The 23,397-nt window shown below is 39.0% G+C and carries 21 protein-coding genes and 1 tRNA gene; 7 read left to right on the top strand and 15 right to left on the bottom strand.

Going from position 1 to position 23,397, the window contains the following annotated elements; all coding sequences use genetic code 11:
• The first annotated feature begins 20 nt into the window (after positions 1–20).
• Positions 21–1,868 (top strand): AAA family ATPase, encoded by a 1,848-nt coding sequence (locus H6731_09320; protein ID USN50446.1) that lies wholly within the window; start codon positions 21–23, stop codon positions 1,866–1,868.
• 115 nt (positions 1,869–1,983) lie between these two features.
• On the opposite strand, the gene H6731_09315 is transcribed toward H6731_09320, so the two are convergent.
• From H6731_09315 to pyrF, 8 genes are all read right to left on the bottom strand, one after another.
• Entirely contained in the window at positions 1,984–2,856 is an 873-nt protein-coding gene (locus H6731_09315; protein ID USN50445.1) for a helix-turn-helix transcriptional regulator, read from the bottom strand.
• 25 nt (positions 2,857–2,881) lie between these two features.
• Positions 2,882–4,345: a hypothetical protein gene (locus tag H6731_09310; GenBank protein ID USN50444.1), complete on the bottom strand. Its 1,464-nt coding sequence runs from the start codon at positions 4,343–4,345 to the stop codon at positions 2,882–2,884.
• 203 nt (positions 4,346–4,548) lie between these two features.
• Positions 4,549–6,048: a hypothetical protein gene (locus H6731_09305; GenBank protein USN50443.1), complete on the bottom strand. Its 1,500-nt coding sequence runs from the start codon at positions 6,046–6,048 to the stop codon at positions 4,549–4,551.
• Between the two features lie 11 nt (positions 6,049–6,059).
• Entirely contained in the window at positions 6,060–6,851 is a 792-nt protein-coding gene (locus tag H6731_09300; GenBank protein ID USN50442.1) for a helix-hairpin-helix domain-containing protein, read from the bottom strand.
• Between the two features lie 74 nt (positions 6,852–6,925).
• On the bottom strand, positions 6,926–7,282 hold the full coding sequence (locus H6731_09295; protein USN50441.1) for a hypothetical protein: 357 nt from the start codon (positions 7,280–7,282) through the stop codon (positions 6,926–6,928).
• Positions 7,283–7,449: 167 nt separating this feature from the next.
• The gene (locus H6731_09290) at positions 7,450–8,322 is read right to left on the bottom strand and encodes an SDR family oxidoreductase (GenBank protein ID USN50440.1); all 873 of its coding nucleotides are present in this window, start codon (positions 8,320–8,322) and stop codon (positions 7,450–7,452) included.
• Positions 8,323–8,386: 64 nt separating this feature from the next.
• Positions 8,387–9,100, bottom strand: coding sequence for an RNA methyltransferase (locus H6731_09285; protein USN50439.1), 714 nt, complete (start codon positions 9,098–9,100; stop codon positions 8,387–8,389).
• Position 9,101: 1 nt separating this feature from the next.
• A complete protein-coding gene (gene pyrF / locus H6731_09280) occupies positions 9,102–9,824 on the bottom strand; it encodes an orotidine-5'-phosphate decarboxylase (protein ID USN50438.1) in 723 nt (240 codons plus the stop codon).
• A 251-nt stretch (positions 9,825–10,075) separates the two neighbouring features.
• Here pyrF and H6731_09275 point away from each other — a divergent pair, with 251 nt between their 5' ends.
• On the top strand, positions 10,076–10,240 hold the full coding sequence (locus tag H6731_09275) for a hypothetical protein (protein ID USN50437.1): 165 nt from the start codon (positions 10,076–10,078) through the stop codon (positions 10,238–10,240).
• Between the two features lie 136 nt (positions 10,241–10,376).
• Here H6731_09275 and H6731_09270 read toward each other — a convergent pair whose 3' ends face one another.
• The 3 genes from H6731_09270 to H6731_09260 all read right to left on the bottom strand — a co-directional run bounded on the left by H6731_09270 (position 10,377) and on the right by H6731_09260 (position 14,686).
• Entirely contained in the window at positions 10,377–11,261 is an 885-nt protein-coding gene (locus H6731_09270) for a cation transporter (GenBank protein USN50436.1), read from the bottom strand.
• Entirely contained in the window at positions 11,262–12,311 is a 1,050-nt protein-coding gene (locus tag H6731_09265; protein USN50435.1) for a 3-deoxy-7-phosphoheptulonate synthase, read from the bottom strand. It abuts the gene before it with no gap.
• 125 nt (positions 12,312–12,436) lie between these two features.
• Entirely contained in the window at positions 12,437–14,686 is a 2,250-nt protein-coding gene (locus H6731_09260; GenBank protein ID USN50434.1) for a serine protein kinase PrkA, read from the bottom strand.
• A 223-nt stretch (positions 14,687–14,909) separates the two neighbouring features.
• Here H6731_09260 and H6731_09255 point away from each other — a divergent pair.
• The 5 genes from H6731_09255 (at position 14,910) to H6731_09235 (ending at position 19,782) form a co-directional block, all read left to right on the top strand.
• Positions 14,910–14,994 (top strand) — tRNA-Leu (locus H6731_09255).
• Between the two features lie 64 nt (positions 14,995–15,058).
• Entirely contained in the window at positions 15,059–16,339 is a 1,281-nt protein-coding gene (gene tig, locus H6731_09250; GenBank protein ID USN50433.1) for a trigger factor, read from the top strand.
• An 86-nt stretch (positions 16,340–16,425) separates the two neighbouring features.
• Entirely contained in the window at positions 16,426–17,817 is a 1,392-nt protein-coding gene (gene miaB, locus H6731_09245; GenBank protein USN50432.1) for a tRNA (N6-isopentenyl adenosine(37)-C2)-methylthiotransferase MiaB, read from the top strand.
• Between the two features lie 8 nt (positions 17,818–17,825).
• On the top strand, positions 17,826–18,461 hold the full coding sequence (locus H6731_09240; protein USN50431.1) for a phosphoribosyltransferase: 636 nt from the start codon (positions 17,826–17,828) through the stop codon (positions 18,459–18,461).
• Between the two features lie 67 nt (positions 18,462–18,528).
• Positions 18,529–19,782: an Hsp70 family protein gene (locus H6731_09235; protein ID USN50430.1), complete on the top strand. Its 1,254-nt coding sequence runs from the start codon at positions 18,529–18,531 to the stop codon at positions 19,780–19,782.
• Positions 19,783–19,799: 17 nt separating this feature from the next.
• Here H6731_09235 and tatC read toward each other — a convergent pair whose 3' ends face one another.
• The 4 genes from tatC to H6731_09215 all read right to left on the bottom strand — a co-directional run bounded on the left by tatC (position 19,800) and on the right by H6731_09215 (position 22,522).
• Positions 19,800–20,525: a twin-arginine translocase subunit TatC gene (tatC, locus tag H6731_09230; GenBank protein ID USN50429.1), complete on the bottom strand. Its 726-nt coding sequence runs from the start codon at positions 20,523–20,525 to the stop codon at positions 19,800–19,802.
• Complete coding sequence (locus H6731_09225; GenBank protein ID USN50428.1) at positions 20,518–20,754, bottom strand: hypothetical protein; 237 nt, start codon at positions 20,752–20,754, stop codon at positions 20,518–20,520. Before H6731_09225 ends, tatC begins: the two co-directional genes overlap by 8 nt.
• A gap of 515 nt (positions 20,755–21,269) precedes the next feature.
• Entirely contained in the window at positions 21,270–22,226 is a 957-nt protein-coding gene (truA, locus tag H6731_09220) for a tRNA pseudouridine(38-40) synthase TruA (GenBank protein USN50427.1), read from the bottom strand.
• A gap of 65 nt (positions 22,227–22,291) precedes the next feature.
• Complete coding sequence (locus H6731_09215) at positions 22,292–22,522, bottom strand: hypothetical protein (protein USN50426.1); 231 nt, start codon at positions 22,520–22,522, stop codon at positions 22,292–22,294.
• Between the last annotated feature and the right edge of the window lie 875 nt (positions 22,523–23,397).

Below are 23,397 nucleotides of genomic sequence, written 5' to 3'. Positions count from 1 at the left end.
CCGGCTTTTATGGAGTTTTTATGAATAATATAAAAATAGTATTACTGCTTTTATCTTTGGCTAATTTTTCTTTTTCTTTAAACCATAACCTCATTATAGAGGAAAGCTATTTTTCAAAACGCAAAGCTCACTTGTTATTAAAACTAGAAAAAATTTTGCACCCAATTCTTCATGGCCACGGAGAGCCTCCTAAAAAAGGTCTACTCCAGAAAACTTACGAGACCAGTACAAAAGTCTGGGAAGATTTAAAAGAATTTAATCTAAGCGCTGCCTATAAGACTGCATCAAAAGACAACTCTTTTTGGCAGATGGCTAAAACCCTTGCAGGGGGTACTGTTAATTATTTTGCTGGTGAACGCGCGGAAAAAGTTTTATTTCATGGTGGTTTTTATGACAGCCCCGAAGCAGAAATGAACGAGGAGCGTTTTGGTTCCGAGTCCATTAATTTGCTCAGCAGCCTAGAAGAGGAACTTGAACAGAGATTTGAAAGATGGAAGCCACAAACTGAGTGCCCAGATGGCTTAAAAAAATGCAAAAAAATTGGGCTCAACAGCAAAAATATTTTGAAGGGTCTTTATGCGTTTTTAGAAAATATTGAGAACTATGAGCGCAAGCATGGAGCTGATTTTTTTAGTAAAGATGAAATCAATCGGATTTTTAATTTTCTAGATTTGGTAGTGGTAAGACTATCGGAAATAAATATTATTGGCTCTATTGGTAATCAAGAAAAAAATATCGTAACCGACGACTCCATCTTGCAGCCCTATGTTCGGGTTATAAATCTATTAGCAGCCATTCCTACCAAAACCCATGACGTAGAAAAATCGCTGCAAGAAAATAGTGACAAAATTCTAGAGCTCATGGAATTCTTACCCGAAAAACAAAAACTTTCCTTGCTCGATTACATACGAAAACTCTCTTACAACGCACACAATAAGACCTTTGCCCATTCAAGCGGAGGATGCAGTTCGCATTTGTTATTTTCTGGCCCCACGGGTACAGGAAAAACTTTTGTGGGCAAAAAATTACCTGAGCTTTTAGGTTTTAAGCCAATTTGCATGAGCCTTGAAGAGCTTCAGCGCGGGCAGGATAATTTTTCTACTGAAATATTGGATTTAGTTGATGGCGAAGATTTATCTGGTCTTGAAAAGAAAATCCTTCAACTTGATGCACGATGTATGCAAGCTGTTTGTCATTTAAACCAAATTGTTTTTATTGATGAACTCGATGAAGATCGCAATTACCAAATAAGCGATCTAAAAGAGCAGTTCGATCAATTTAAAAAGCTCAACTTTCCTTCTTTAGGTTTGCAGGTGCCTGGCTTTTTGAATTGTATCTTTACCACCAATAATCAAAAACTTTTAAGAGACCCTGCCCTTATTTCTCGCTTTACCGAGATAGAATTTCCTCCCATGAATTTTCATAGAAAGTTAGATATTTTAAGCAAACATATCTATAAAAAATATGATTCAGAACAATTTTCTGAGCTAAGAAAAAATTTTTCTAAAAAAGAATTAGACAAACACCTAGAGAAGTTTATTAAGTTTGATGAAAGAATAAATATCAGGATTTTAATTGAAAATGTGGATGATATTTTATTTCTTCTCGATGTAAAACGCCGGGTAGAATTAGGAGACGAAAATATTCTTTTAGGACTCCAGGCTCGGGAAAGTTTTGATGATTTTTTGAGAAGAAAATTTGGAAAGCTAGATTTAGGGGATTTAGATTATAGTTCGTCCAGCGATGAAGAAGAGCAGTCAGAATCTGAATGTGATGAAGAAGAAATTCAAGATCTAATTTTGGAAAATAAAGATGGATGCCTACGACCACTCTATAAGCCTAGAGATCTTGCTTGTCATTTGCTTTAGCGCACTAATACTAATCTCATGGATTAACCAAGCCTTTAATTTCTGAACGCCCGCAGCAAAGCGAGGACTAGGAAGAAATTAGGCTTAGTTAATTTCTGAGATTGGTCCCAGGTTTTCAAGGCAAAGCAAGCCCGTCATCGACCAAAAAGGCAATTTGCTGATAATAAGAACTCAGTTCTTTTTTGCTCAAAGCGCCTAATTTATTTTTTACATTTTCCAAATAAGACTCTATAGTTTTTGGCCTAAGACTCAGCTCCTGGGCTATTTCATTTTGGGTACAAGCAAAAGAAAGCAAACGCAAAACTTTAAGTTCTTGCAATGATAAATATTGGTCACCGTGAGGAGTGGAAATGCAGAATTTTTTCACCAAACATGAAAATGGCTCACGCATAAGCTTGTCATTTTTTTCTAAAAGCATATTTGGAGATTTACTCAGTGGCAGGTCATACCCAGTTTGATATTTTTGGGCTTCACTCACAAACTTTTTTCCTTTGGCCAGAAAATAAAAACAGAAATTTTTTATTTGATTAATATTTTGATGATAATAAAGCCGTGGTAATGGCACTTCATTATCGAGTAAAGAAAAATAAAACGACTCATCATAATCGGAGCCATTTTTTAAAATTAACAAGCCACGGTTAACAATTTTAAAACCCCTGGGGTTATGTTCTTGGGCAAAAAATTTATCAACGCTTTCTTGTTGTTCTCCTTGGCCAAGCAGCTCTTTTACATCGTTATGAAAATAGATACCGGGCTCTAAAACTATACCTGTTTTATTTACAAAAACTGGACCCAAATTGTTTTGCAGCGCAATTCTAACAGGAGCAGGATCCGTATAAAAACCAATCCATTTTTGATTCCGATAATAACGATTATAAGAAAAGTATTTAATTTCAGTATTGCTAAATAAAGAATTACAAATCTCTTTAAGTTCATCGTTAAACTTAATCGAACAATAAAGATGTTTTTCTATGTGCGAATTTTCCATAACTATTTACGATTCATAAATTAAATTATTCTTTCTTTAACAACACGTCACGATTGACTTTTATGGCTTTGGCATTTTCGTAAAATTTTACGGCGTTCTCTTCTTTCAAAATACCATTATCAAATGATGATAGATCGATATTGGCCCCGGCGATTAAAAACTTAGTTTTATAGCAAAAGTTTTTCTCCAAATGGGCTTTAATATTTTTCTTAATGAGATTGAATGCTCTTACAATTTCTTCATTATTTAAATTGTCTTCAAAAATTTGTTTTTTCCCATCCAAAGAATAGACAAAAAATCCACTCAACTCACTATTCCATTTCCATATCGTGAAGGGACCATCAAAATGTCTTTTGGATTCTTGATCAAATTTCTCTGGCCATAGACTCTCGTGAGCATAGATAGTTTCTTTGCCTGCCACGAGCCTTAACAGGTATTTTTTATGATTTTTCACAATATAAAATTCATAACCAGGCATGGGTGCACAGGTGGGATACATGGGATTTGGAAAAACCGGATAGATTTCTAGAGCATGAAAATCTGTACTTTCAAAACGAGTCCGATATTCTGCTGAGGCAAGCTCAATATAATTGTCATGATGATGAAGTTTTCTATCCAAAAAACTCTCTTCTTCACTTTTTGGAAAACTTGGGCAAAAGCTAAAGTGATAAAGCGATAGAGGGTATATAAATTTACCAAAATCTAAACCTGGTTCATGGGCTATTTTGGGATCTTGCTCCATCAAATCGATGCCATATTTCATAAAAGCTGCCAGATTAAGCATAGGTAAAGAAAGCCGTGCAACAGGATTCGCTCCGCAGCTTTTTTTATCGGGAAAATTCTTTAAAAAATTTTTGGTACTCAAATTTAAGTAAAAACAACTGGGTAGAGCGCTGTGGAGATAAAGTCCTTGACTTAAACTTTGTGGTTTTTCGCCGCAGGCAACATCAACTTCATTAAAATTAGCGGGCATTAAGTAGCTTTTAGCTTCTTCATCAAATTTATATTGGTAAATATATTGAAAGCGATGCTGCATCACTTCATCAAGCGTGGGACTACCAAGATAAATAGCTAAAAAAATGGGAAGCTTGAGTTCATGAGCTGTGGCAAAAAATGTTTGTACCTGAGATTTAGAATCATACACTTCATCAACGCCACAATATTTTTCAACTTGCTTTTGCCATATTTTATAAGTTTTATTATGGACTTCTTCATTTATATCTTTCAAAAATTTATTCGCTTCAGAATTCGAGAGCTTTTGCCCACAAAATTTCAGCACATTGTTCCTAAAAATTTTCGGCGTAACGTAAGAAGAATTGTTTGGTGGTTGAACAAGAGCAATCTTGGCTGCCAAATCTTTAGCCTCAATAGTAGGCTTTTCTCTTAGTTCATTGGCCAACACAGCACAGGCTATAGCTTTCTTTTGACAGGGAAAGTTGTTATCAGTGCCAGGAATTTCTATAAAAGCGCGGTTTTTAAAACTTTCCATGCTTTTTCCTGATGAGCATTTATAGGCAACACAAGCTAAACTAATTTTCTTTGTGCTCATAATAGAAAAAGAAAAAAGCAGACTGAACGCTAAAATTAATTTTTGTAACATTTAAACACCAGATATTTTCATTAAAAAATAATACATAAAAAAAAGGAAAGAACAATGCCGCGCATTTATTTAAAGTTTAGCTCTGCTAATTTTTAGTAACCAGGCGATGGACCATGTCCTTTTGCAGAATAACGGTAGTTTGACACCTCATCACAAGCATTAACATCTAGTTTTTGAATGCTACTACCTTTATCTCCGGGCCAAAGATGAGCCCCATAACGATCGAGAATTACTTTATTTTTAAGCACAAGCTTAATGTTTTTTGCTCTGCTATTACTAAGGCCACCACACAGTGACTTTTGTTTCAGACGTATGATTTTTGTGCTATGAGGAACTGCTATTTTTTGCTCATCAAAATCATGACCCACTACCAATAAATAGCTGTGCGCTGGCCATATAAGTGTGTTGTTTTTTGGAATCAACAGGCAGTCACGATATTTTTTACTCAATGAGTCTTCAACAATCAGATGCATATCTGAAATGATTTCATCATGAGATGAAAAATTTACATACTCTAAAAATTCGTATTGATTACTCCTTTGATCGGAGTGAGGATTTACCAATATCTCAGATAAAGTAATGTAAGATTTAGACGTGGTTTCAAAATCTTTCTCATATTCAAGCTTATGATTTTGAAGATCGCGCACAAGAATGCTGACACTGTATTCGCTCTTTGGCTTCAGCCCACTTATAAAAACTGTACTAAGATAGCCTCTCTTGCCATCTATTTTGCTAGCCACTGTATTTCTTTCTATTGAACAATTTTCATCTGAACAATCTATCGCTCTGCCATTTTTTTTAATGAAAATTTCTAAGCGATGATCGTTGTTCAAAAACCATGAAAACTCAGCCCCATTTTGCATAAGCAAAAAATTTGGCTGCGATAGTGATACAAAAGGTAAAGCACTCAGTCCTACCTTAAATTTTTTTTCTATAGTGCTTTTTCTTTTATCGACGGTATAAATTTGATCTAATAAAAAATAATAATTCCCCCCATAGCTGAGCTGATTAGCTTTTATTTGCACGTGTATTTCATTTTTTTGCACAAAAAATTTTTCAATATAAATTTCATTTCCTTCTTTCGAATAAATTTTTAGTGATTCACTGTGGGGCACATATATAGGCTGAGCAAATCTAAAACTAAAAAAAATTCGATTTTGAGCAATAATCGGCCATTCACCTTCTGGCCAATCGTGTGACACAAGTTTTGGGGGAGCACTTTTGACATAAAATTTAAATTTGATCGAACACTTCTTACTTTGGCAATAGTAGATTCCATAATGAGATGCACCCGGAAGAAATTGGGGAATCATCTCAAACTCATGATTCTTTCGTGTTGATTTTATTTTAAATTCAATGGATTCGCTGAACTCATTCAAAGTGACCTCATCTCTTCCACTGTATTTAATAACTAGAAGTGAATTTTTTAGTTTTTTGCTGGATGAATACCAATCATGAATTTTTATTTTTTGAGGTTCTTCTTCTAATAAAACATCAGGGCCAAAACTTAATTGCTTATGGCCAGATAAAAAATGATTTCTGCCACACGCTGCGAGCAACATCAAAATAGAAAGGGACAATAAATTTTTCATACCATTCATGACTAAGGGTTTTCTTTTTGAAAGCGACTAAATTCACCGCCACTCAGAGAATCGAGTCGCGCAGAGAGTTCTTGAAGACGATCATTTCCTACTCTGCTCTCCTCCGAATCAAATGAATTTTGCATTTTTCGATCGAGATGGATGTAAGCAAAATAATAATCATGGAGTTGAGTGAGCAGAATTTCACGTTTTTCAAGGCGCTTTAATGCGAGTTTTGCGATATCTAATTCCGATTCATTAAAAAGTACAGAAGGCAAATCAAATTGTGCTCGCACTCCAATCCCAAATATATTGCCAAAGCGCTCTGAATTTGCATCATACTTTTTAGTACTAACATCATGTTCATTTATATCTCCACGAAAAGTAATTCTTGGGATCCAGGCGGAAAGACGCGCTCTTTTTGCTAGGCTATGCTCATATTCTTTCTCCAGACCAGCTTGCTTTAAAACTTTTTTTTCTAGCAAAAATAAATCAATAATTTTTTTTGGATGACTATACTCAGGTTGTTGCACACGCTTTTTTTTAGGGTTTTTATCAGAGATTTTTTTGTGCACCAAAAAAACAATATGATTTTTTATTCGAGCTAGTTTTTTTTCACTCATGCCTGATATTTTAAGAAGCTCTGAAGGAGTTTCTATGCTTTTTTGTTGGCGATATTTTACGATTGAGTGAGCGAGGTGACTTCCTATACCCGGCAATAGAGCAATCTGAGATGCAGATGCTTGATTGAGATCCACTGCCTGAAAGGCTTCTAATTTAAGAACAAAAAATAAAAATGGGATGATTTTTTTCATATCATCCCAATAAAACCATCAATAATTTTCTGAATCGGTCATATGACCGATAAATCAATTATTAAACAACAAGCTTAGCGACCGTAGCCACCGCTGCTACGTCGGTCGCGGCCACCACTACGGCCACCACGGTCTCCTCGATCACCACGATCACCACGATCAAATGAAGAGCGTTGGCTCGGTGGGCGAGCATGAGAAACTACCAAAGTTCTTTCTCCAGCAGGAGTTTCAGACATAGACAATGCCTCCGCTGCTACTGCATCATCATCAAAAGTAATGAAAGCAAAACCTTTTGAACGACCTGAAAATTGATCATAGATAATTTTGATATCTACAATATTTTCTCTAAACTTTCCGAATACTTCTTCCAGGTCATTTTCCTTCCAAGAGAAGGGGAAATTTCCTACATACAGTTTATTTTGCTGTTCCATTTACAAATTCTCCGTCACGCAAATGCGATCCACAAATCTTCTCTAAAAACGTGTGCATGAAGGAAACAACCAAGGAATGCTTCAAGTCAGTTCAAGGAGAGTCATGAATACTGTTCTGAGCTCAGGTTTAAGGTATGAAAAATGTTTTTACAATGGACCTTGTCAATTTAAACCAGCGCCATGGCATGAAATCCCGAATCTACGTGAATAATTTCACCGCTGATGGCACGAGACAGATCGCTCGCTAAAAATAAAACAGCATTTGCCACATCTTCAGGGGTAATAGCGCGTCTAAGCGGCGAATTTGCTTTGGTTTTTTCTACCATCGCCATCACATCTCCGATGGATTTTGCAGCGCGAGAAGGATAAGGCCCCGCACTGACAATATTTATTCGGTGACCGAACTCACCCAACTGCCATGAGAGCATTCGTGCATCGCACTCAAGAGCGGCTTTTGCTGAAGCCATGCCGCCTCCATAAAAGGGAACCGCTCTTTCGCTTGCTATATAAGACAAGGCTACGATTGATCCATTATTTTTCTTCATAAATGGCATAATGCAGCGGGTTAATGCCACCAAAGAATAAGAACTCACACTCATGGCTTTTAAATATCCTTGGCGAGACACATCAAGATGCAAACGCTCAATTTCTGGAGAAAAAGCGACTGAATGAATTACTATGTCAATATTTTCCTGATTTTTTTCCAAGATTTTTGACAAGCCACTCAGTGAAACATCCTGATCCTTATAGCCTTTTTCTTCTTTTACCCCTGTATCTAACTCTTCCATAGAATCTAGGGCCACATCACAGGGAATGATATACTCAGCTTTAAATTCTGAACCATCATCCAAGATACGGCTTTCTCGATATTTCTCTTTGGTCAAATAACGCTCTAAAATGCTCTCCACCCGTGGATGAGTACTCAGAATCACTCGCGCGCCATAACTTTTTAATACTTTAGCAATATGCCAGCCGAAGCCAACATTATCAGCAACCCCTGTAACTAACGCTGTTTTTCCACAAAGATTCATTAATGACATACAAGAACTCTCCTTTAAAATGCTTAATTGAGCAGATAAGTAGTGCACTTAAATAATGGCGCTTCTATTTAAAACTAAGTTCGTACAAAAATAGTAAAGCCGTATCACCTGCATTCAGGCAAATATCATCGCTTTTCATGGGAATATTCACAATCATATCGCACTGCTTCATAATCAAAGGCCGTATACCTTCTCCTTCTTGTCCCACTACAATGGCAATTTTTTGTGCAAAATCACAATCCCTCAAGCTCACACTGCCACTTTGATCGGCTCCATAAATAAAAAAACCACTTTGAGCAATTTTCTTTAAGGCAGAAGCCAAATTTGCCACACGCGCTACTGGCAATCGCGCTAATGCTCCCACAGCAGATTTCTCAGCGGCATTAGTGATCTGAGCACAACGATCTGTTGCAATAATCAAGCCACTGGCACCAAATAATAGCGCAGCCCTGGCTGCCCTTCCTAAGTTGGCCGCATCTTGCCAAGAATCCAGCACCATGATCTTTGATTCACTACGCTCAATTATTTCTTCGAGCGGAGTGTAGCTGAAGGGAGCACACTCGAGCACTACACCTTGTGCATCGGAACCTACACGATAGCGATTTTCCAGCGCATTTCTGTCGATAAAATCGCATGATACATTGGCTACCCGAGCTAAAGTTAGCAGTTCATCTTCATTTTTTTTTCGCGCGAGAATGAGTTTATAGGCTCGATGAGGGCTGTACTTCAGTACAGCGCTCACCGCATGAACACCATAGATAAAATTAATTTTAGCCACTTTATTCTTGATTCCTTGCTTCATTGAGTGCTTTGTTTATTTCAGCATTAATATTCCCAGCACTCATAACAACATCAGCAGATTTAGTAATGGGTCTGCCCACCACTAAAAAGTCTGCCCCATTATTTATTGCTTGATAAGGAGTCATGATGCGTTTTTGATCATCATGCTGGGCGTCAGCAGGCCTTACTCCTGGGCACACTGCTATGCAATCATTCTTAAATAATTTCTTTAAACTCGCCGCCTCATGAGGTGATGAAACAAATGCTCTCACCCCTGCCTCATAGGACATTACAATCAGTCTCTCGACACCATCTTTGACTGAATCTGCAAAGCCCAAAATACGCCATTGTTCTTCATCCATGCTTGTCAGCACCGAAACTGCCAGCAATTGTGTCTTAGAGCCACAAGCTACATGGGCTGCTTCTTTAAGCATGGTATAGCCCCCAAGGGCATGAAGCGTGAGAAATTTAGGCTCGAGATCAATCGCCTGCTCCACAGCCTTGCTTACTTGCATGGGAATATCATGCAATTTCAAATCTAAAAAAATATCCACACCATATGACTTCAGCTCCTTAACAATAGTTGGACCATGGGCACAAAAAAGCGAAACGCCAATTTTATAGGTCGCGGCAAAATCGCGAGTTTTTTCTACCAGCGCACAACAATCAGCAAAGTTGAGATCATCGAGCGCAATTATGAGTTTTTTCGCAGCGTTATTCATAATTTTTCCCCATTGTTTCGGTGCAAGTTTTGCAAAAAACTACAAAACTCATCTCAGACCTTAAAGTGAGGTCTTGCCATCATTCAAAGGGGCTGTCATGGTGTCCATCTTTCATGGCACACGGCATGGATTGGCAAAATGAGGCTGACACGGTAGTTTTGTCTAGCTTTTGTGTATTACACCTGCTAGCAGTGAACTCATTTTGAAGTATTATGCTAAGCGCTGAAGCTGAATTATTGATGGAGATAAAAATGGTTTCTAAAACAGCACAAACCTGCAAGATTCGCGAAAATAAAACCAAAAAGATGGGGCGTAAAAGAAAAAATCAAATCGCTAATAACGGTTCTACTTTGTCTCAAGAACAACTTTTTGGCACAACTCACGCTGAAGATGCTCAAAAAAAAGAAAATAAGTAATATTTTCTGCCCGACGTGTATGACCTTTTAATTTTCTTAAAAATTAAAAGGTTTTTTATTGCCCTTTTCACAAAGAAACGAGCTAAAAACTTTTTCTAATTAGTTTCCTTACTCAAACAGAAATATGCCTCTATCATCAATACTTTTGTCTTGATGGGCACTTGTTTTCTATCTGAACTGTTGCATGCTCAATGCCAAAATTTATTGTTAGCACGTGCTGAATATCATGTAAAAGTTGATTAAAATCAGCCCCTTCTTCAGCAACAACATGCACTGATAAAGCATCCTTACCCGCAGTGATACTCCAGATATGAAGATCGTGAATTTTTAAAACCAAAGGAATTGATAAAATTTCCTCGCTCACATCGTTGATATCAATGTGGCTTGGAGCATGCTCCATTAAAACTTTTAGAGTATCAAAAATTAGATGCACAGCTGAGTAGGAAATCAGGCTTGCGATAACGATAGAGACTATCGGATCAGCCATAGTCCAGTCGAATAAATATATCAACAAACCTGATACAACGACGCCAACACTACCAAGCGTATCAGACATAACATGCAGCCATGCTCCGCGAACATTGATATTGCGTGATTTATCCTGATGAAGAATTTTTAGTGATAGCAAATTGATAAACAAACCACCTACTGCGATCAGCATCATAATATCGGTCTGAATCCCTTCGGGCTTAAAAAATCTTGTAATTGCTTCTTTGATAATAAAAAAAGAAACTATCAACAACACCAACCCATTAAACAGTGCCCCGATCACTTCTGCACGATGATAGCCAAAAGTTGCTTTGGTATTTGGCGGCCGAGCAGCAATCCAAAAAGCCCCCAAGGAAACAAGCAATGCTGCCACATCTGCCAACATGTGCCCCGCATCGGCCATCAAAGAAAGCGAATTACTAAAATAGCCTCCCACCGCTTCTGCAATCATATAACTTGCAGTGAGAATCAACACCGCAACAACTCTTTTCGTAGGACGAGATTTTAACTCTCCATGGCCGTGATGTTTCATTTATTTCCTCAAAATTTGATATGCCCAGTGACAGAGATTGGTCGATTCATCAAAATCTATGCAGCCATCGGTGATAGACACCCCATATTTTAATTCGCAACTTAGTTCTTGTTTCCCTGAAAACAAATGAGACTCAAGCATAAGTCCGACAATATGCTGATTGCCACTCGCTATTTGCTCGATACAATTTCTAAATACCTGTGGCTGTTTGCGATAGTCCTTCAACGAATTGTCGTGTGAACAATCGATTATGAGATTTTTTAAAAGCCCTGCTTTTTCTAAAGAGAGCTGCGCAGACTTCACAGATGCTGCATCATAATTGGGGTGTTCCTTTCCTCCCCTCAATATGAGATGACTGTAGGAATTTCCTCGAGTAGCCACAATGGATGTTTGCCCCGCCTCATCAATTCCTAAAAAATGATGTGGCCTTTGAGAGGATTTTATAGCATTGATTGCCACCTCAATATTGCCATCGGTATTATTCTTAAATCCAACTGGTGATGACAATCCTGAAGAAAGTTCTCGATGAGTCTGAGACTCTGTTGTTCGTGCACCTATGGCTGTCCAAGAAATTAATTCCGCCAGATACTGCGGAGTGATGGGATCAAGCGATTCAGTGGCTACTGGTACTCCTTGCTTGGTAATTTCTATCAAAAGCTTGCGCGCCTTTTCTAAGCCTTCATTCATTTTAAATGAATTATCTAGTTGAGGATCGTTGATAAAACCTTTCCATCCAACGGTTGTTCGCGGTTTTTCAAAGTAGGTACGCATCACAATAAAAAGCGTCTCACTAACTTCTCTAGCCAGTATTCTAAGCCGGGCAGCATATTCCAAAGCCGACTTTGGATCATGAATGGAGCACGGACCCATGATAATTATCTTTCGAGGATCTTTGCCCATAAGTATATTGGCAATAATTTGTCGAGACTGCGCCACAACTTCAGCAGACTCTTGCGGCAAAGGAATTTTTTGGCGGATTTCATCCGGGGTAATAAGCGGTTTGAAAGATATGACATTAATATCATCAAGTTGCATCTTTTTATTATTCATTCATCTCTCCACCAATATTTTTATACTCATCATAACAATTCCAACTCTGCTCAAAGCCTTGCCCACTTAATATTTTGGCCCTTGCACCTTATGCTTCAGGCCTAAAATATTTTTGCCACATCCCGTTATGTCAGATTGAAGCTTGGTTTGGAATCTTTTGTTTCATCTCGCAAGGCATTTTTCATGTAATATGCCATTGCCCAACGTGCGCTCGATTCATTATAACCTAAACCAAGAAGTCCATCTCTAAGAGCAAAAGCTCGTGCAAGTTCTTTTTCCTCAAGACCAACTGTATCTCCATCTATCACACGCAAAAAATTAGAAATAATTTTATATATAACTTCCCTTTGTTCAGCATAAATGCTTTCTTTCAACCTTTTTATGTGGGATGAAAAAATAAAATTATAATCTAAGTCTGAATGAGGATGCTCGATCTTGTAGGCACCAATTTGGGAAATTAATTGCCTTCTAAAATCCTCATTTGATTCATTGAGAGCCAAAAGTTCTTTTTCAATTTTGCTCATAAATGCTTCATTTGCTTCAACACTTCGCCCGGCTATTGGGTCGACTAAACGCTCTTTTTTGGTCCAAGCCGAAACATGATTAACATAGCGCTTAAATAATTCTTCATAGGATTCTTGGGCATAAATTCCTAATGCTGTCCGTGCCTCATCTTCTAGCACTCTCACATAAAACCTTTTTACCAATTGCAAAAGATGTTGAGCATCACGATAGCCACGCACAACCTCTCTTCTTAAAAATTCATAGCTTGATTTTTGCTCGATAAGCTGCTCTATCTGACTAAATATTGCTCCCACACAGAGATGATCGTAGTTTGGATTTTGTGCAGCATTGAGTATGAGTGTCCTCACTTCTCTTGGTGAAGCCCCAAAGAGCCCCTCATAGCCCGATTCATTTTTATATTCTGCAACTAAGTCTTTAATATGAGCTTTTAATTCCTTTGCTTGCTGTTGCGTTAAACGAAGTGGCACTTCGGCTTGGTCATAGAGGTCGAGCTTTTCGTCTGGCGATATATCTCTTATAATTTCTTGCAAACTACTTGGGTATTTCTGCGCTGATGGTGGCTCTAGCCTTGTAAGAACTGCCCAACGAGCAGCCATGGCAATGGCATGTGGAGCTATATGAATTCCATTCAGGGCCTTTGGAATTTGATTTTGATAGATTCCTTCTTCTTCTTTAGATTGCAAAAGATATGGCACTTTTATAAGCTCTATCCTCCCCTTAAATGAGGGCCAATCAGCATATTCTTTGAAGCCTTTCAGGTGCAGCTCATTAGAGGTTGCGATCATCAATAAATCAAAAAATAGCGAAAGATTTCCCACGCTTACCTGAGCTTGCTCACAAGCCACCAACAAATATTTCCATGCATCGATAGGACGTTTGAGAAGATCACTATATTCAAGCAAGCCTCGATTTGCTTCTACCAATGGCCCTAGGGCCTCATAGAGCGAAAGATTTCTCAGAGAACTAGGCAGGGACTGCAGGGATTGGTCATTGGTTACTTGACGTATGTATGCATCAACACTCATCTGTGGTTCAATTACCGATATACCTTTCCTGTAACGGCGAGAAAAATAAAATCTCTCAACTCTTACATGGCGCAAAACTGCAAACAAATTTCCACCGTAACATGATAAAAGCGAATCATAAATTTGACGATTTTTGTATGACAAGTTTCCATTTTTTATCAAAGCTGGAATCTTAAAATTTTCTTCTTGAATACCAAGTTGCTCAAAATATTTTTGTCGTTCTTCAAATGAAAGAAGTAATAAAGGATGATCACTTTGTTCAGAAAAAATTTGCGCATCGATAGCATCTGCAGACAAATTGGCATAGCTTTCGAAATTAACTATTTCATCATCATTAAAGCCAAGAGCTTTTGACGTATTTTCTTTTCGCGGAAATACCCAGGAAAATTGATAGATAGCCCCATCGTCGCTGTAGGAATATCGCTCAGCAGCTTGAGCGAGAGTGGTAATAATAGTGGTTTTAGAAGATCCATTCGGTCCATGAAGAAGCACCAATTTATCTACTCTTCCAGCCCTAACGAAATTTTTGATCTGCGCCACAATGGCAAGCATCACTTCTTCTTGCCCAAATACACGACCTTCATGGTCGAAGGATTCAGCATCAAATAAGCGATAACGCTTTATGTTCTTTATTGGAGAGGACACTTGGTAATCGCCAAAACTGTCGATCATATCACTGAAATATTGCGCACTATTTCTTAGGTGAATTTGAGGTCTTTTGGCTACCTCTTTAAGATAATCCTCAAAGCTTAATATTGAATAACTTTCCTTAAAATATTTCGCCCGAGCTTCAGAGATATCTGATAAAAATTCTTTAGCCTGCATACGCCCCCCATGCTTTGCATTTCAATTATAAGGGTATCTGGGTGCGCTTTGTAAGTTTAATAATCCAAAGACTATTTCATTTTCAATAGTTGCGCATTTTTTTTGAATTTATTCTCTCACTTATTTTTTCAAAGCTTAAAAAATATTCACAAGTACATGTGCGCCCCCCTAGCCAAAAGAATTCTTCTTTGTTAGTTTGCTTCTATAACGAATCTAGACCGAAGCGAGCGTGGCGGAACTGGTAGACGCACTGGATTTAGGTTCCAGCGGGGCAACCCGTGGGGGTTCGATTCCCTTCGCTCGCACCATTTCCATTTATGATTAGCGCAGTGGGTTGTTTTTACTCATTTATTTAACTGTAAGGTGGTTAAAATGAAGAATGTGATTGAAAATTTAACTATGACTTCCCCTTCAGAGCATGAGAGAGAACTTACCATAACCATCCCAAGTGCTGTTGTAAGCCATGAGTTCACTAAAGCATTAAATAAAGTCCAGCGCGTAGCTACACGACCAGGATTTAGACCGGGAAAAATGCCTCAAAGCATGGTAATGAATTTTTATGGCGCTCAGGTAAAACAAGATTTAGTAGAAAAACTTGTAGAAAAAAGCCTTTCGGATGCCTGCAAAAATCAAGAGATCACACCTGTTTCTCAGCCTAAGATTGAACCTGTAAACCCCGTGGATCAGCAACAAGCCTTTTCTTATCGAGCAATTTTTCAGATAAAGCCTAAGGTTCAGGTAGAAAAATTTGAAGCTCTTCCCATCGAGTTTAAAAAATTTGTCTTTAGCGACCAAGACATTGATGATGAATTACTTTCCTTGCAAGAAAGTATGGCAACCTTTGCTCCAGTCAAAGATAGAGATCAAATCGCTGATAACGACCTGGTTGAATGCGACAGCGAAGTTTTGATCGATGGCACTCTCGATGCCAACTATAGCCACAAAGATTACTCTGTACCTCTTTTTGCTCAAAATGTTCCTGATGATCTTAAAACTGCGTTGATTGGTAAAAAAGTTGGCGAAAAAGCCTCGGTTAAATACACTATGCCGACCGATCATCAAGATGAAACGCTCAAGGGCAAAGAATGCGAAATGCTTCTGAGCATCAAAGCGTTCAAAGAGCGGATATTGCCTGCTCTTGATGATGAGTTTGCCAAAGATTTATCTGACAAGTTTACAAGCCTCGAAGAGGTTAAAGAGTCGATTCGGACACGTTTTAGTCTTACTGCTAAACGAAGAGATGAATATTTTCGTCAAGACGCTATCTGTAAAGCTTTGATTGAACACAACCCATTAGAAGTCCCTCCGGTCATGGTCGAAAAAATGGCTATGTCGATGATCAATCGCGAACTTGAAACCATGAAAGAAGACGTTGCTCAAGATGTTGTAAAAAATCATTGGCAAGAGATGTGGAATTCAGTACAAAACAGAGCGATTTTCAGAGTGAAAGTAGAACTTATTTTGGAAGAACTCATTGAAAAAATGTCTGTGAGCGCGAGCGAAGAAGAAATTGCGGAACGTGTTAAGAGCGCAAAAGAAATCAATAAAGAAGACGCCCTTTATTCAATCCAGGTTGAAAAAATATTGCATGCTGTTGAAAAATCAGCAGCTGCCACAATTATAGAAGAGCCTTTATTTAAAAAAGGCAACTAAAACATAAAAAGGTAATTCACATGCCTCACGATTCATCGGCTAAACCCGCCAAAATGCGGGTTTTTCTTGAGACTTTCGGATGCCAGATGAACATTTTAGATTCGGAATTGGTGGAGAATCAATTTCGTTCCTCTGGTCATCGCTTTGTTGATAACGCCAAAGACGCCAATGTAGTTCTTCTTAACACATGTTCAGTGCGCGATCTCAGTGAGCAGAAAGTACTGAGCCGTCTGGGCATAGTCAAAGAACGTAAAGACAAAGGCGAAAAAGTTATTGTTGGCGTTTTAGGTTGCATGGCTGAGCGTGCTCATGATCAGCTTGCAAAAAAAAGGCCCTTTATCGATGTCATGGTTGGGCCCAGCAAAATCAACGACACCAAAGATCTGGTTGAGGCTGCATTTAACAGCGTTGAAAAGCAATCTACCCAAAAAAGTTTATCTTATTTTGTAAAGCGTAAGGGTGTGAGTGAAGCTGCCTCTATGTCCCCCTTTGACAGTCTTGAGGCTCTTGATGCAGGTCGGGCTCCCAATAAAAATTTAGGAAGCCAAGCTTATGTGCGTATTACCCGTGGCTGCAACAAATTTTGCTCTTTTTGTGTTGTTCCTCGCACGCGCGGCCCCGAACTCCATCGCCCACCAGAATCCATCATCGATGAAGTAAAGCGTCTGGTTGATAGCGGTGTCAAAGAAGTTACCTTGCTTGGACAAACCATCAACCACTATTTTTATGAAGGCACAAATAAATGGTCATTTGCCGATTTGCTTTTCCAAGTCCATGAGCAGGTTCCTAATCTAGCCCGTTTGCGTTTTCTCACCAGCTATCCGCGAGATTTCAGTGACGAAGCTTTAGACGTCATGAAAAATTGTGAGCGCATATGCCGTTATTTGCATATTCCAGCTCAATCAGGCAGTGACAAAGTTCTGCGCGATATGAATCGCGGCTATGATTTAGAAACTTACATGTCTTTGATTGAACGCGCAAAAGCACGTATGCCCGACATTAGTCTTTTGGGTGATATGATTGTTGGTTTTCCCACTGAAAACGATGAAGACTTTGAAGCATCTCTAGAGCTTTTGCGCAAAGTTCGTTTTAAAAATCTTTTTATTTTTAAATACTCTCCACGTCCAAACACTGTTGCGCACAAACGCTTTTCCGATAATATCAGCGATAAAGTAAAAAAATCTCGCCATACCCTCATGCTCAACTTGCAAAATGAAATTGCTCTTGAACATCATCAAGCGATGCTCGGCCAAACTCACTCAGTGCTGTGTGAAAGTGAAGCAAAACTCGATCCCTTCTACAACAAAGATCTCGTACAGCTTCGCAGTAAATCTGAACCTTTGCGTTTAATTGGCCGCACCAGAGGTGATCATATCGTGCACTTTTCAGGTGCGCAATCTTTGATCGGAAAGCTTGTTGACGTTAAGATCGAATCAGCTCGGTCTTTGTCTTTGGGAGGCAGCTTAGTTTCCCCTTAGAGGAAACTATGCTCTTTCAAAATCGCGCAGCTGCTGCACATCTCTTAGCCAAAAAATTAACCAAGTATGGCTATGAAAATCCGCTCATTTTGGCTATCCCCAGGGGTGGTGTACCCATGGCAAAAATTATTGCCCAAGAACTACACGGACAACTCGATATCGTGCTGGTGCATAAGTTGTGCGCCCCTCTCAGTCCCGAATACGCCATTGGTTCTGTCGATGAGAATGGCAACACTTATCTCAATGACTGCTCTATCGATAAAAATTATCCAACTCAAGAAATCAACAGACAGCTAAAAAGTCTTAAATTACGTCGACAGCTCTATTCTCTAAATAAAAACAAAGCTTGCATAAAAAATCGCACAGTAATCATCGTTGATGATGGTATTGCTACGGGCTCAACACTCAAAGCCGCCATCAAAAGTATTAGAAGCGAATCACCTAAACGCATCATTGCAGCCTGCGCGGTTGCCCCTAAAGATGCTCTTGCGCACATCAAAATACTCGCTGATCAGGTTATCTGCCTTCATAGCCCTGCATTCTTTGGTGCAGTGGGAGAATTTTTTAAAGACTTTACGCAAGTCAGCGATGATGAAGTCATTGCCGTCTTGCAAGGGTTTAGCAACTCATCTCCAAGCGCTTGACAGCTTTTTCATAGCATTTTACTATTCGCAACTTCAAAAATTATCATGACACTAAGGGAGCTCGATCATGAATAATTTTTGTGGGCTAGATTTTGGCACATCCAATTCTGCCATCGGTTTTTACCAAGATAATCAGCTTAAGTTGAGTGATTTTGACGGAAAAAAATATTTGCCCTCTTCCATATTTTTTGAATATGGTGAAAGCCAACCTTTTTTTGGTGAAGAGGCTAAAAGGCGTTATATTGCCGGTTCAGAAGGCCGCATGATCTGGTCGCCCAAAAATGCTTTAGGCACCAAGCTGATTAATGAAAAAACTCAAGTGGAAAACAAGAAGCTTTCTTACACCGATATTATCGCTCTTATAATCGGCAATCTCAAAGAAAGGTGCGAGAGGCAAAAAGGCAGCCTACTGAGCAATATCGTCGTTGGTAGACCCGTGCATTATAACGATAATGACAAAAACTTAGACAAAAGCGCCCAAGACGCTATGCATGAGCTACTCAAAAATTTGGGTTTTAAAAATATTTGCTTTGAACTTGAGCCTATTGCTGCAGCCGCACACTACGAGAATGACTTAAGCCATGAAGAAATCGCTTTGATTATAGATATGGGCGGAGGAACATCTGATTTTACTATCGCTCAACTTGGAGGCAAGCAGCTTAACAACGAGGCAAAAATATTAGCCGTTGGCGGAATACACATCGCGGGTACTAATTTCGATAAAAGCTTGAGCCTTAAAAGTATTATGCCCCAGCTCGGGCTCAATACATTTTACAAATCTTTGGAGGGAAACCGATCTTTGGTACCAAAAACTCTCTATACAGATTTGGCTACCTGGCACAAAATTGGTTTTTGCTATCAGAGAAAAAATCTGGAATGGGCAAAAAAACTAAGCTTCTGCGGAGAAGAGCCTGAAAAATTTAAAATTCTATTGCAGGTGCTTGAAGCTCGCCTTGGCCATCAACTAGCTATAGAAGTGGAGAAAGCCAAAATTCAACTTAGCAGTCAAGAGAAGGCTTTAGTTTTGATCAACGAACTTGATCCGCATCTTGAACTTGAAATTGAGAGAATTATTTTTGAACAAGCTCTACAAATTGATCTTGAAAAAATTATAGCCGCCATGAAAGAAACTATTAAATCTGCCCAAATAAATGCCGACGCTATCGATGCTATTTTTATGACTGGCGGAGCTTCTTCGGTGCCGCTGGTAAGAAACTCAATGCTGGCCTGTTTGCCTAAAGCTCGCTTGGTTGAGGGAGATAAATTTGCGAGTGTAGCCACTGGCCTTAGCATTATCGCCAAGAAAAAATTTGGCACCTAGCGATTTCACCCTCAAAACTATGAAGAGCGATTTTTTATGGAAATACGGGCTAAAAATAAACCCAGTTCAAATAATAAATACGTCGGCAATGCCAGCATCACTTGAGTAATAGGATCAGGTGGTGTCAGCAAAGCTCCCACAATAAATGCCGCAACAATAACCAATCTTCGATAACTGGCAAAGGTTTCAAGGGAAACTAAATCAAAAGAAATCAATAGATAAACAGCTATGGGCATTTGAAACACTATGCCAAAGGCAAGCAGCAAGGTCATGGCAAAACCATAGAGCATGCTTATTGAATATGCTCCACTCACTTCAAGCGGGAGGCTTTCGAGAAAAAAATTGAAGGTTGGCGGAAAGACAAGAAAATAAGCAAACAGCACCCCCAAAACAAAACATAAACTTGCACTAATGACAAATAAAATGAGCATGCGCCGTTCATGCCGATAAAGCCCAGGAGAGACAAAATTCCAAATCTGTAAAAAAATCCATGGCACAGAAAGAATAAGCCCACAAAAAAGCGCAGCTTTAAGCTCGGTAAAAAAATACTCCTGCGGAGAAAGCACCACGAACTTTGAGCCTTCAGGCATGATGTCCATCATAGGTTTTTTTAGCCAATACATGATGCTATCAACAAAAAAATAAGCAACGATCATAGCTATGAAAACACCTATCAGCGCCTTGATCAGTGAGCCCCTCAGCTCGGCTAAATGAGTCAACAAAGGCTGTTCTCGTTCATCCATGCTTTTTCTCTTCAGGTAATTCTTTTATTTTATTTTTGGCCTCTAAATAATCGTCTTTCAACTCACGATCGGCACTGAGTAGTTGAAATTTAAACTCATCTCTCAGTTGAGCAAGCTGACGATAAAAACCGGCAATTTTTCGCATAACAATAGGAAGTTGTTTGGGACCAAGAGCAATAAAGCATACCAGCGCAATGATTATTATTTCCGAAAAACCCACCCCAAGCATAAATTCCTCAAAGTTTTAGCAGTCACTTCGGGGAATTAGGGCAACAAAAAGCTTATGAAAAGGTGGGGGCACAAAAGTATGTCGGAGCAATTCCAGAAATTAATACTGACTGAACGTCCGCAGCCAAACAAGAACCAGCAAGAAATTAAGGGTTCTAGTAAGTTTCTGGGATTGCTATCAGCTAGGGTTTAGAAACTGTTTTGAAAATCAAGATGACGTTGTTAAGCCATGTTAGCAAAATATTTGCAATTGCTAAAATTAGTAGAAGCAAGCAGCTGTTCCTAGCTTTTTATTGTTCCTTTTTTGGTTTCTCTAACCAAGCCAAGGTGCTATTAATTCTCTATTCTATATTAAAAAAAACAGCACGCTCTGCTCAACTAGACAGTTAGCAGTCTTGACTGGATCCCCGCCTGCGCGGGGATGACAGAGAATAGCGGGGATGACACATGATAATGGACAAAAATGCTTTCTTTGGTTAGCGCAAAATTATTTTTAAAACAGTCTCTTAATCTTTGCTAAAAACTGCTCTGACCATAAATAATATCTTCTTCTTTAAATGGCCATGTTGTTTCATCGACGGGGTAGCGCGGAAATTGTGCACCAGCCGGGATTAGCGCATCGTTTAATTCATCGGGAAAATAGACTTTGTGAAAAGTAAGTCCATGAGCAGGCGCTGTCATGCCAGCCGCCTTACGGTCTTGTGCTGTCAAAATATTTTGAATGGCATGAGGAGCAATTCTTCCACGCCCAACCTCAACCAAAGTTCCTACGATAATACGCACCATATTGAGGCAAAAGGCATTACCTCGCACATCTACCTCTATAACGTTATGGATCTTTACGATACCAACGCGCCATAGATATCTTACAGCATGGGAAGCACCGCAGTGCACAGAGCGAAAACTAGAAAAATCGTGTTCACCTTGTAAAAATTTTGCAGCAATTTTCATCTGTTCAATATCGAGCGAGGCTTTTACCTGCCACACTCGGTCACGCATAAAAGGATCTGACACCAAGGCCTGGTCAATGCGATATATATACTGTTTTCCAATACTCTGGCGACGAGCATCAAAGGGTTTAAGCATTTCATCTACACGCCACACCGCTACATCAGCCGGCAATTTGCTTGCCAAAGCCAAAAGCAATTGTCGCTGTGTCAATCTGGTATTAAATTGAGCAGATATCGCCTGTCCATGAGCATGCACGCCAGAATCAGTTCTTCCGGCTGCCGTAATGGTAATGTCCTGCTGGGTGATACTAAAAAGCGCTTTTTTTAGCTCACCTTCGACTGTCCTAAGCTCAGGCTGAAATTGAAAACCGGCAAAGCGAGTTCCTCGGTAGGACACAAACATACGAAAATATCGATATTTTCCATGGCGAGAAATGCGCTTATCAAAGCACGCTTCACATAGGCAGCTTTTATGTTTGGTATCGATTACAGACAAAGATTTTGCGGCACACCAACACTTCAAATCGGAGTTTGATGCACCACAAAAAAATTCTGAATTACAGGAAAAACACTTGATATGCATGAATATTAGAGGTGATCTTCATCTCGATCATCTGAACTCGAATATTCACCAGTAACCGCTAAACGCGTCCGGTCAGAACCATAAACCTCTGGAGTGAGCTCTTCACACTCACCTTCTAAATCTGGCAACGATGAAACATAAGTATCAAAATCATTCTTACTAATTCGTCCGGCTTGGATATTTCGCATGCTGATTCGTTTATCAAAAGAACGGTCCGTATTATTTACTTGACTCATAAAATCCTCTTTCACTCCTTTATCGGACTGCCATCTTATTAGATTAAACGCAATTAACAAGAGCAGTTAAGCCCGTAGCAATCAAGCTTTTTTTGTTTTCAAAAAATTTCCTAAAAATTTTTTATTCCAAATAAAACAAGCAGTTACAGTGCTCAACTTAAATTTCCGAACAGTTTTGATGAGCGTATATTAAAAGTTTTTTACCTTGCTCAAAGTTCTTTACACTACTCACCTGAATCAATATCGAGAGAAATCCTCAAATTATTTAGATTATGCGTTGCGTTTAGATGAGCAACCAAGAACGTACGGAAAGAACAAAATACGCTCTAGAACAACTGCAAAGGCAAATAGAGCGTGCAATGTATTCCATTGGAAACTCCAAATAAGCTAGCCACAAGCATAAGCGAGAGCCACCTGGCTCATGATGCACCCACAACTACTCTAAGTCTGGCTGGGCCGAGCCATCACTTATTAAAGTGATTCTCGCATATGCTCTCAATGCTTTTGCTTTGCATTGGCTCGATCACTCAGTAACGATAAGATTTAACTTGCCAAAAAAATATCAAGATGGAAGCGAGACCCTCACCTATACTCACGCCTTAATCACATCTATGAGCCCTACTGACTATCAAAGCGACATACAAAAAACAGCTAAGAAAACGCTTGTGATTGTAAGAGAAAATGATGAAGCTATGAATGCATCTAAATACCAAAATGTATTGTCCAAAAACAATATTTTGAGTTTAGTATTTTACCCAACATCAATCATATGAGCATCATAAGCAACACCCAAACAGTACAAGTTATGAGCACATGGCTGGGCCCGTATCCATAGCCATTCGCGCAAAGCTTTCTAAAAAATTTCATTTTATTTT

Source organism: Myxococcales bacterium, from assembly GCA_023898405.1.
GTDB lineage: Bacteria > Myxococcota > UBA727 > UBA727 > JABDBI01.
Note: the sequence above shows the minus strand (reverse complement) of the source record. Positions and strands in the feature narration are given on the sequence as shown.

What these genes read in the sequence shown, in the direction of transcription:
- H6731_09310 (USN50444.1), bottom strand. Translation starts at nt 4,345, where the DNA reads ATGGAAAGTTTTAAAAACCGCGCTTTTATAGAAATTCCTGGCACTGAT.
- tatC (USN50429.1), bottom strand. Translation starts at nt 20,525, where the DNA reads ATGGATGAACGAGAACAGCCTTTGTTGACTCATTTAGCCGAGCTGAGG.
- H6731_09315 (USN50445.1), bottom strand. Translation starts at nt 2,856, where the DNA reads ATGGAAAATTCGCACATAGAAAAACATCTTTATTGTTCGATTAAGTTT.
- H6731_09240 (USN50431.1), top strand. Translation starts at nt 17,826, where the DNA reads ATGCTCTTTCAAAATCGCGCAGCTGCTGCACATCTCTTAGCCAAAAAA.
- H6731_09295 (USN50441.1), bottom strand. Translation starts at nt 7,282, where the DNA reads ATGGAACAGCAAAATAAACTGTATGTAGGAAATTTCCCCTTCTCTTGG.
- H6731_09265 (USN50435.1), bottom strand. Translation starts at nt 12,311, where the DNA reads ATGAATAATAAAAAGATGCAACTTGATGATATTAATGTCATATCTTTC.
- miaB (USN50432.1), top strand. Translation starts at nt 16,426, where the DNA reads ATGAACATTTTAGATTCGGAATTGGTGGAGAATCAATTTCGTTCCTCT.
- H6731_09290 (USN50440.1), bottom strand. Translation starts at nt 8,322, where the DNA reads ATGTCATTAATGAATCTTTGTGGAAAAACAGCGTTAGTTACAGGGGTT.
- H6731_09235 (USN50430.1), top strand. Translation starts at nt 18,529, where the DNA reads ATGAATAATTTTTGTGGGCTAGATTTTGGCACATCCAATTCTGCCATC.
- H6731_09225 (USN50428.1), bottom strand. Translation starts at nt 20,754, where the DNA reads ATGCTTGGGGTGGGTTTTTCGGAAATAATAATCATTGCGCTGGTATGC.
- H6731_09320 (USN50446.1), top strand. Translation starts at nt 21, where the DNA reads ATGAATAATATAAAAATAGTATTACTGCTTTTATCTTTGGCTAATTTT.
- pyrF (USN50438.1), bottom strand. Translation starts at nt 9,824, where the DNA reads ATGAATAACGCTGCGAAAAAACTCATAATTGCGCTCGATGATCTCAAC.
- H6731_09260 (USN50434.1), bottom strand. Translation starts at nt 14,686, where the DNA reads ATGCAGGCTAAAGAATTTTTATCAGATATCTCTGAAGCTCGGGCGAAA.
- H6731_09275 (USN50437.1), top strand. Translation starts at nt 10,076, where the DNA reads ATGGTTTCTAAAACAGCACAAACCTGCAAGATTCGCGAAAATAAAACC.
- H6731_09215 (USN50426.1), bottom strand. Translation starts at nt 22,522, where the DNA reads ATGAGTCAAGTAAATAATACGGACCGTTCTTTTGATAAACGAATCAGC.
- H6731_09270 (USN50436.1), bottom strand. Translation starts at nt 11,261, where the DNA reads ATGAAACATCACGGCCATGGAGAGTTAAAATCTCGTCCTACGAAAAGA.
- H6731_09300 (USN50442.1), bottom strand. Translation starts at nt 6,851, where the DNA reads ATGAAAAAAATCATCCCATTTTTATTTTTTGTTCTTAAATTAGAAGCC.
- H6731_09305 (USN50443.1), bottom strand. Translation starts at nt 6,048, where the DNA reads ATGAAAAATTTATTGTCCCTTTCTATTTTGATGTTGCTCGCAGCGTGT.
- tig (USN50433.1), top strand. Translation starts at nt 15,059, where the DNA reads ATGAAGAATGTGATTGAAAATTTAACTATGACTTCCCCTTCAGAGCAT.